This is a genomic window from Variovorax sp. 10L421, from assembly GCF_056395365.1.
In genome coordinates this window covers 1-524 of sequence record NZ_JBFTJJ010000073.1, presented here as the reverse complement: position 1 = coordinate 524, position 524 = coordinate 1, and the positions used below count along the sequence as shown (strand labels likewise).

Annotated in this window: 1 pseudogene; it reads left to right on the top strand. The window is 69.7% G+C overall.

The features are described 5' to 3' along the window. Positions 1 to 524, top strand: a pseudogene (locus AC1DFC_RS29780) (RHS repeat-associated core domain-containing protein); the annotation flags it as partial.

The window sequence follows — 524 nt, the reverse complement described above, 5'->3', positions numbered from 1 at the left end:
GAGGCCGTGGGCATCCGCCGCAGCTATGCCTACGACAAGGCCGGCCAGCTGGTGGCCATCGGCGACAGCCGCCGCGGCAACCTGAGCTACCGCTACGACCCCGTGGGGCGCCTGCTCGAAGCCCACAGCCGACTGGGCCGCGAGACCTTCGCCTTCGATCCGGCGGGCAACATCGGCAACCCTTCCGACACCGATGCCAACGCGCAGGCGGCCGGCCGCGTCACCACCCGCGTCGCGGTGCGCCTGGGCGGCGACGGCCGCAGCCTGGCCGGCCGGCTGATGGACAACCTGCTCAAGGACTATGCCGGCACCCACTACACATGGGACGAGCGCGGCAACCTGATCGAACGGACCTGGAACGGCGAGAAGACCGTGTTCACCTGGGACGGCTTCAACCGCATGCGCAGCGCGAGCACCTACGGCAAGACCACGAGCTTCAGCTACGACGCCCTGGGCCGGCGCATCGCCAAACGCTCCGAGCACGAGATCACCCTCTTCGGCTGGGACGGCGACACGCTGGCCTT